An 8,237-nucleotide genomic window follows, 5' to 3' on the forward strand; every position below is an offset into this window, starting at 1 on the left:
GTTCTTTGTCGCTATCCGCACACACCGCATTTTGCACAGGCCGAAAGTGCGGCCGGAGCCTGCGCGATGCCGCCCTTTGCCGTCTCGCGCAGCGTGGCCGGCAACGCGTGGCCCACCGAGAGCACGACGTGCGCCATCTGGTCAAACGGCACCAGGCTCTTAATGCCGGCGAGGGCAAGCTGTGCGGAGCTAAAGGCGGCTGCCACACCGATGGCGTTGCGGTTTTGGCAGGGCACCTCCACGAGGCCACCGACGGGGTCACAAACGAGGCCCAGCAGATTACTCAGCGCGATGGAACTGGCATCGAGCGCCTGCTCGGGTGTGCCGCCGAGCATCTGCACCAGCGCGGCGGCAGCCATGGCGGCCGCACTTCCGACCTCGGCCTGGCAGCCGCCCTCGGCGCCGGCAACGCAGGCGCTCGTGGTGAGGTTGAGGCCGATGGCGGCGGCGCAATAAAGGGCATCCATGACCTGCTCGTCGTCCAGCTGCAGATGGTCTGCGAGCGCCAGCACGCAGCCGGGCACAACACCCGCGGATCCTGCCGTGGGAGCTGCGACGATCACGCCCATGGTGGCGGAGCGCTCGAGCACGGCCATGGCGCGGGCCACGGCGTCGGTCTGGACGGCGCCCATCAGGCTTATGCTCAGGTCGTTTCGGCTGGTGGCATCGACAAGCTTTGCCTCGCCGCCGATGAGGCCGCCGAGCGAGCGCTGTGGATTGGAAATGGGGGCTGTGGTCTCTTCGCGCATGACGTCGAGCACGCGGCGCATGGCGGCGATAGCGTGTGCCTCGCCGGTCAGACGTGCCTCGCGCACGGCCATGACGGCGCCGATGTTGAGCCCCAGTTCCTTGCACGCATCGAGCAGCTGCTCGCCGTCGTCGAAGATTTCCTTTGCCGAGACGCCGGGGGAGAGCGACGAGGCAGAACCGGGGAGCTCGATAAAGGTCGCGTAATCGACATTGTCGAGCTTGCGGAGCATGGGGACGACGGTGTCGTCGGGGGCGCCGTCGGTCTCAAAGACGGAGTAGGCCTGGCCGCCCACTTCGGTGCGGTAGGTGCGGCAGAAGGCGATGTTCACATGGGCGTAGGCGAGCAGGTTGGTGAGCGCTGCGAGCACGCCGGGGACGTCCTGGTGCGCCACGAAGAGCGTGGAATACATACCCGAGATGTCGACGCCGACGCCGTTAATGCGGCTGATGCGCATCTTGCCGCCGCCCAAGCTCTCGCCGCGGACCTCTGCTGTGGCGCCCGTGGCGTCGACCATATCGATGTCGACGGTGTTGGGGTGGATGGAGGCGTCGTCGCCCTTGATGTCAAAGTGATATTCGAGGCCCTGCTCACGTGCGAGGTCAAAGGCCTGCTTGATGTTTTCGTCATCGGTGTCGAGGCCCAGGATGCCCGCGACGAGCGCACGGTCGGTGCCGTGGCCGCGGTAGGTGTGGGCGAAGGAGTTCCACAGGCCAAAGGTGACTTTGGTGATGCGGCCTTCCAGCAGGCTGGCGGCAACTTGGGCGCACCGCAGGGCGCCGGCGGTGTGCGATGAGCTGGGGCCGACCATGACGGGCCCCAAGATCTCGAATGCCGAGGTCGTAGCTAGTGTTTGCGGCTTGCCTGCCATATGCGCTCCTGTTCTATCCCGTCGTTCCGAGGGCTTTGGTATTTGGTCGCCTGCTCTACAGTCCTGGCTCGCACAGAGGCCACATTAAGTGGCCTCCGGCTCGTGCGGAACTCGCGATCGACCAAATACCAAAGCCCTCGGAACTTAGGATACATGGTAGGGGCACGCTTGCTGCAAAATTCATCAGCTGGGAACCTATTCTGCGTCCCAGGTCGGCTCATCTTCACCACCGGTTAATAAAAAAGAGGTACCGGTTGGTCCGGTACCTCTTTTGGTGCGTTTCGATTTGGCTGTAGCTTTTGCCGCTAGCTTACAGGCCGCAGGCTGCTTTGAGTTCTTCGACTCGGTCGGTTTTTTCCCAGGCGAAGTCGGCGTCTTCGCGGCCGAAGTGACCGTAGGCTGCCGTCTTTTCGTAGATGGGGCGACGCAGGTCTAGGTCGCGGATGATTGCGCCCGGGCGCAGGTCGAAGGTCTTCTCGACGGCCTCGACGATCTTGTCCTCGGCAACATGCGCGGTACCGAAGGTGTCGACCATGATTGAGAGGGGCTTGGAAACGCCGATGGCGTAGGCAAGCTCGACTTCGCAGCGGTCGGCCAGACCGGCGGCGACCACGTTCTTAGCGACCCAGCGCGCGGCATACGCGGCGGAACGGTCGACCTTGGTGCAGTCCTTGCCGCTAAAGGCGCCACCGCCGTGACGGCCGTAGCCGCCGTAGGTGTCGACGATGATCTTGCGGCCGGTCAGGCCCGTGTCGCCCATGGGGCCGCCTACGACAAAGCGACCGGTGGGGTTCACATAGATGTCCGCGTTGTCCCACGGCATGTTCTCGGCAGCCATGACCGGGGTGATGACGTGCTCGATGAGGTCGGCCTTGATCTTGCCAATGTCCTCGATCTCGGCGGCGTGCTGCGTGGAGATGACGATGGTCGTGACCTCGACGGGCTTGCCTTCCTCGTAGCGCACGGTGACCTGGGTCTTGCCGTCGGGACGCAGATAGGCGAGGGTGCCGTCGTGACGCACGGCGGCCAAGCGCTCGGCCAGGCGGCTCGCCAGGTAGTGCGGCATGGGCATGAGGGTCTTGGTTTCGTTGGAGGCATAACCGAACATCATGCCCTGGTCGCCGGCGCCGATCAGGTCGATCGGGTCGGTGGTAGCGCCGGTCTGGGTCTCGAAGGACTCGTCAACGCCCTGGGCGATATCGGGCGACTGCTCGTGGATGAGGCTCATAACGCCGCAAGTGTCGCAGTCAAAACCGAACTTGGCACGGTTGTAGCCAATGCGACGGATAACGCCGCGGGCGATTTCCTGTACGTCGACGTAGGCCTGGGTGCGAATCTCGCCGGCAACGATGACAGTGCCGGTGGTCACGAGGGTCTCACAGGCGCAACGGACGTTCTCAACGTTGGCAGGCACGCCGTTGGGGGCGATGTAGCCCTGCTCCTGGAGCTCTATTTCTTTGGCGAGGATTGCGTCGAGGACGGCGTCGCTGATCTGGTCAGCGATCTTATCGGGATGACCTTCGGTCACCGACTCCGACGTAAAAACAAAGGACCCGTGTTGGGGCGGGATGGAACGAAGTTCTTCTGACATGATTGTCCTTTCAAAAACGTGTCCCGGCGACCGTTACCATTCCGCCGGGCTCTCTATGCAAGGGCACATCATAGCGCGTAAATCAAACATTCACACGCTTTCCGCACCTACTCATTGGGGACAGACTTAAATGATCAGCCTTACCGAAGAGTTTCCTCAACGACCAGTCGTTTAAGAACGTTCCCAACGACTGGTCATTTAAGTCTGTCCCCAATGAGTAGGTCGGTGCCCTTTGTGCGGAGGTTGCTTTGTTGCTTTATACTGATGCGGTTAGACATCCATCCTGCAATCGAGGAGATTTCCATGGCATCAGACGTTCGCGTCCGCTTTGCACCCTCACCGACGGGCAAGCTGCACATCGGCGGCGCCCGCACCGCTATCTATAACTGGGCTTTTGCCCGCGCAAACGGCGGCACGTTCATCCTGCGCATCGACGACACCGACCCCACCCGCTCCACCGATGAGAACACGCAGATCATCCTGCGCGCCATGCGTTGGCTGGGCCTGGACTGGGACGAGGGTCCCGAGGTGGGCGGCGACTTTGGCCCCTATGCCCAGACCGAGCGCCTGGACCTGTACAAGCAGGCCGCTCAGAAGCTTTGGGACGAGGGCAAGGCCTATCCCTGCTTCTGCACCAAGGAGCAGCTCGACGCCGACCGCAAGGCCGCCCAGGAGCGCAAGGACCCCTTCCAGGGCTATCAGCGTCGTTGCCGCAATCTTGATCCCGAGGAGGCCCGCCGCCGCATCGAGGCCGGCGAGCCTTACGTCCTGCGTATTAAGGTGCCCGAGGACCGCGGCGACGTCGTCATCCACGACGCCGTCCACGGCGAGGTGACCTTCGATGCCAAGGAGCTCGACGACTTCGTCATCTTCCGCTCCGACGGCACGCCCACGTACAACTTCGCGACCGTCGTCGACGACGCCATGATGAAGATCACCCATGTCATCCGCGGCGACGACCATCTGTCAAACACCCCGCGCCAGGTCATGGTCTACGAGGCCCTCGGCGCGCCCGTGCCTACGTTCGCCCACATCTCCATGATCCTGGGTGCCGACGGCAAGAAGCTCTCCAAGCGGCACGGCGCCACCTCGGTGGAGGAGTACCGCGACGCCGGTTACCTGTCCGACGCCTTCGTCAACTACCTGGCGCTACTCGGCTGGTCGCTCGACGGCGAGACCACGATCATCCCGCGCGATGTCCTGGCCAGCAAGTTCTCGCTCGACCGCATCTCCAAGAACCCGGCGACCTTCGACCCCAAGAAACTCGACTGGGTCAACGCCGAGTACATCAACGGCATGTCCGATGCCCAGTTTGCCGACGAGATCATGGTCCCCGAGCTGCACGAGGCGGGTCTCATCGAGGGCAACGTCGAGTACGGCGAGGACTGGATCGACGCGCTTGCCGCCATCGTCAAGCCGCGCACCAAGATGCCGGCCGACGCCGTGACCGTCGCCGCTCCCATCTTCGCTACGGCCGAGACGCTCGAGTATGACGAGAAATCCGTTAACAAGGGCCTGGCTAAGGAAGGCATGGGCGCCATTCTGGATGCCGCCAAGGCCGCGCTCGAGGGCGTGAACAAGTGGACTGCCGAGGCCATCGACGCCGCGCTTGAGCCGCTGCCCGAGCAGATGGACCTTAAGAAACGCGTGGTGTTCCAGGCCGTGCGCGTCGCCGTCTGCGGCAACATGGTGAGCCCTCCGCTGGGCGAGACCATGGCGCTCGTCGGCCGCGACGACTGCCTGGCGCGCATCGACCGCGCCCGCACGATGGCGCTGTAGTAGACGCGCAAACGCATGTATCCGAGCCCCGTTCCCTCGAGCGGGGCTCTTGTTTCTGTACCGATGAGTGGGTTGCTGGGACAAAATAATCAGTAGTGTTTGTCCCATGTTCGAGTGACGCAACGAGCTCGACACTCGTATCGGCCATGGGACAAACTCTACTGATTATTTTGTCCCACCCCTTTCAGGTCCGTTCGTTAGAGGTGGTGTATGGCTCAACAACTGTCGCTGTTTGGTTCGCCGGAACCGGAGGAAGCTCCGGTGAAGCCCAAGCCTGCCGCTGCCTCGGCTCAGTCTAAGCCTGCGCCCGAGCCCCCTGCCGCCTACGCGAGCGTGGTTCTCGACATTCCTACCCGAGCGCTGTCCGAGCCATTCGCCTACTGCATTCCCCAGTCCCTTGCCAACGAGGCGCAGATCGGATCCACGGTCCTGGTTCACTTTGGTAACCGTGCCGCCGCGGGCTATGTCGTCGACATTGCGCCTGAGCTGGGCGACCTGCAGGGTAACAACGCCCTCGACCCCGTGCGCATTAAAGCCGTCGAGGCTATCCTCAGCAAACCGCTCTTTACCGCCGAAGCCGCCCGTATCGCACGCTGGATGAGCCACGAGTACGTCGCAACGCTTTCCGAGTGCCTGCGCCTGTTTTTGCCCCCGGGCGGCAGTCCGCGTGTGGTCAAGGGTGACGACGGCGTGTGGACGGTTGAACGTCCAGCCGTCAAACCCATCCAAAATCGCTGGGTCATGCTCACGCCCGAAGGCTTCGACTATACGCCGCCCAAGACCGCGGTCCGCCAGCGCCAACTCATCGAGGCGCTCCAGTGCGGCCCGGTCACGACGCGCGACCTCAACCTTCTCTATAACAGCATGTCGGCGACCATCAAGGCGCTCGAAAAACGCGGCGTCGTGGTTGTGGAGGAGCGCCGCGCCTGGCGTGGCTGCAACGAGCAGACCACGCTGTCCTCGGCGAGCGGCAAGGCCCCGATGGCACTCACCAACGGTCAGCGACAGGCCCTCGCGCAGATTGAGCGCGCACGCCTTGACGCTCACGGCGACGTGGTCCTAGTCGATGGAGTCACTGGATCCGGCAAAACCGAGGTCTACCTTTCCGCTATCGAGCGCGTGCTCGCGGCCGGCCGCTCAGCCTGCGTACTGGTGCCCGAGATATCGCTGACAGCCCAGACCGTCGGCCGCTTCCGCTCGCGCTTTGGCGAGACGGTCGCGGTTTTCCACTCGCGTCTTTCGGCTGGCGAGCGCCTGGACCAGTGGGACATGGTTGCCAGTGGCGCCGCGCGTGTGGTCGTGGGAGCTCGTTCGGCGCTTTTTTGCCCGCTCAGCGACCTTGGTCTCATCATCATCGACGAGGAGCACGAGACTAGTTACAAGCAGGGCTCCAGTCCGCGCTACCATGCGCGCGAGGTGGCAGCCGAGATGGCGCGCCGCTATCGCTGCCCGCTCGTGCTGGGGTCGGCCACGCCTTCTGCCGAGGCCCTCGACCGCTGCCGCCGCGGCATGTATAACGGTGCCACCTGGACGCGTGTCGAGATGCCCGAGCGCCCCGGACACGCCGTGCTGCCTACGGTCCGCATTGCCGACCTGCGTCGCGAGTTCGCACACGGCAGCCGCTCCATGTTCTCAAAACCGCTGATGGAAGGCCTGGAGCGTGTGGTCGAGCGCCGCGAAAAGGCCGTGCTGCTGCACAACCGCCGCGGTTTTGCGCCGTTTTTGATGTGCCGCGAGTGCGGCTGCGTTCCCACCTGCAACCACTGCTCCACCGCGCTTACGTATCACGAGCGCACGCACACGCTGCAGTGTCACACATGCGGTTCGTCTTGGCGCGTGCAGCCGTATCCCGCGCTCACGAGCCGTTGCCCCAAATGTGGCAGTCGCTACCTGGCAAAAATGGGGCTGGGCACTCAGCAGATCGAGGACGCGCTGCACCAGATGCTGCCCGAGGACGTCGCCATTATTCGCATGGATGCCGATTCCACGCGCGGCAAGGATGCACACAAAAAGTTGCTCGAGCAGTTCGATGCGGCCGATTGCGCCGTGTTGCTGGGCACCCAAATGATCGCAAAGGGTCTCGACTTTCCCGAGGTCACGCTCGTGGGCGTGGTCAATGCCGACTTCGCCCTCAAGCTGCCGGACTTCCGCGCAGGGGAGCGCGCCTACGATTTGCTGGAGCAGGTCGCGGGCCGCGCCGGTCGTGGCGATCGCCCTGGCGAGGTCATCATCCAGACCTACCTGCCCGGGGACCCGGTCATTCGCGCCGTCGCCGAGCACGACCGTTCGATCTTTACCGACTACGACCTGGACCAGCGTCGCGACGCGCTGTACCCGCCGTTTGTGCGCCTGGTCAACATCTTGGTGTGGTCGGCGAACCGAGACGACGCGCAGGACTACATCGGGCGTATTGCAAAGCTTCTTAAGCGCCGCTGGCATGCCGCCGCGCCCGATTTTTTGCGGGCGGGGAGTGCCGTGCCGCAGGTGCTGGGTCCGGCTTCGTGTGTAATCGAGAGAGCCAAGGATCGTTACCGCTTCCATCTGCTTGTGAAGTCGCCCGTGGGGTACCATGTCTCTGATGATATCGACGCCTGCCTCAAAGAGGTGGGCTCTGTGCGCGGCGTGAGCGTGAGCGTTGACGTCGACGCCTATGATTTGATGTAACAACCCGAAAGGATGGCCATGGAAGCCAACGGAATCGTACTGTCGCCCGACCCTCGTCTGCGCCAGGAGTGCGCCGTCATCGAGGACATTACCCCGGCGATCGAGGCGCTTGCCGAGAAGATGAAGAAGATGATGTTCGAGAACGGCGGCTGCGGTCTGGCTGCCCCGCAGATCGGCGAACTCATTCAGCTCGTCACCATCGACTGCGACTACACCGACAAGAACGACTATGACCCGTACGTGCTCATCAACCCAGTGATCGTGGAGCAGAGCGACCATCTTGTGCCGTTTAGCGAGGGCTGCCTGTCCATCCCTGGCATTAGCTGCGAGATCGAGCGTCCCGACCATGTCGTCGTCGAGGCGTACGACTTGGACGCAAACCTGATTCGCTACGAGGCTACGGGCGACCTGTTCTGCGTGTGCCTGCAGCATGAGATCGATCACCTGCATGGCAACACTATGTTCGAGCGACTGAAGCCCATGCAGAGGATCAAGGCCGTCAAGGAGTACCAGGACGCCCTGGCCCGCGGCGCTCGACCGGGCGAGACGGAGTAGGTTTGTCCGTCCCCGGGGCGCCCCCCCCC

At 63.4% G+C, this 8,237-nt stretch carries 5 protein-coding genes; 3 read left to right on the forward strand and 2 right to left on the reverse strand.

Annotation, left to right across the window (positions count from 1 at the left end; all coding sequences use genetic code 11):
* Positions 1-11: 11 nt before the first annotated feature.
* Together sdaAA and metK are read right to left on the reverse strand one after the other, a co-directional pair.
* Positions 12-1,619, reverse strand: coding sequence for an L-serine ammonia-lyase, iron-sulfur-dependent, subunit alpha (sdaAA, locus tag DWW73_RS07540; protein ID WP_117779207.1), 1,608 nt, complete (start codon positions 1,617-1,619; stop codon positions 12-14).
* 310 nt (positions 1,620-1,929) lie between these two features.
* A complete protein-coding gene (gene metK / locus DWW73_RS07545; RefSeq protein WP_117779208.1) occupies positions 1,930-3,210 on the reverse strand; it encodes a methionine adenosyltransferase in 1,281 nt (426 codons plus the stop codon).
* A gap of 303 nt (positions 3,211-3,513) precedes the next feature.
* On the opposite strand from metK, the gene gltX reads away from it, so the two are divergent.
* The 3 genes from gltX (at position 3,514) to def (ending at position 8,208) form a co-directional block, all read left to right on the forward strand.
* Entirely contained in the window at positions 3,514-4,989 is a 1,476-nt protein-coding gene (gene gltX / locus DWW73_RS07550) for a glutamate--tRNA ligase (RefSeq protein ID WP_117779209.1), read from the forward strand.
* A gap of 210 nt (positions 4,990-5,199) precedes the next feature.
* Positions 5,200-7,653: a primosomal protein N' gene (gene priA, locus DWW73_RS07555; protein ID WP_117779210.1), complete on the forward strand. Its 2,454-nt coding sequence runs from the start codon at positions 5,200-5,202 to the stop codon at positions 7,651-7,653.
* 18 nt (positions 7,654-7,671) lie between these two features.
* Positions 7,672-8,208, forward strand: a complete 537-nt coding sequence (gene def / locus DWW73_RS07560; RefSeq protein WP_117779211.1) for a peptide deformylase — start codon at positions 7,672-7,674, stop codon at positions 8,206-8,208.
* Positions 8,209-8,237 lie beyond the last annotated feature (29 nt).

This window comes from Collinsella sp. AF16-8 (assembly GCF_003462695.1).
Classification (GTDB): domain Bacteria; phylum Actinomycetota; class Coriobacteriia; order Coriobacteriales; family Coriobacteriaceae; genus Collinsella.